Annotated in this window: 1 protein-coding gene; it reads right to left on the bottom strand. The window is 48.5% G+C overall.

What is annotated here, in order from left to right; genetic code table 11:
- Positions 1–260, bottom strand: a 260-nt coding sequence (locus tag R0J87_RS21855; RefSeq protein WP_498888932.1) for a thiamine phosphate synthase, incomplete at both ends; no start/stop codon positions are given.

The raw sequence follows: 260 nt of genomic DNA, 5'->3' as shown, positions 1-260 counted from the left end.
AAAAGATTTTCTGTGGTTGTTTGCGGATCAGGGGCTGACATGATTGCTCTGACGACAGCAACCCCATTGGCTTGTGCTTCGATTACATCTTGAATATTATCAGCATTAATGCCGCCAATGGCAAACCAAGGAATAGGACAATGTTTGGCTGCATAACGGACGTAATCCAGTCCTGCGGGGGCTTTTCCGGGTTTCGTTGGCGTTTTATAAACCGGTCCAACGCCGACATAATCTGCTCCTTGCGCGATCGCGCTTGACAT

Source organism: Halomonas sp. SIMBA_159 (assembly GCF_046536035.1).
Classification (GTDB): domain Bacteria; phylum Pseudomonadota; class Gammaproteobacteria; order Pseudomonadales; family Halomonadaceae; genus Vreelandella; species Vreelandella venusta_A.
The sequence above is the reverse complement of the archived record's forward strand: the minus strand, read 5'-3'. Positions and strand labels throughout refer to the sequence as shown.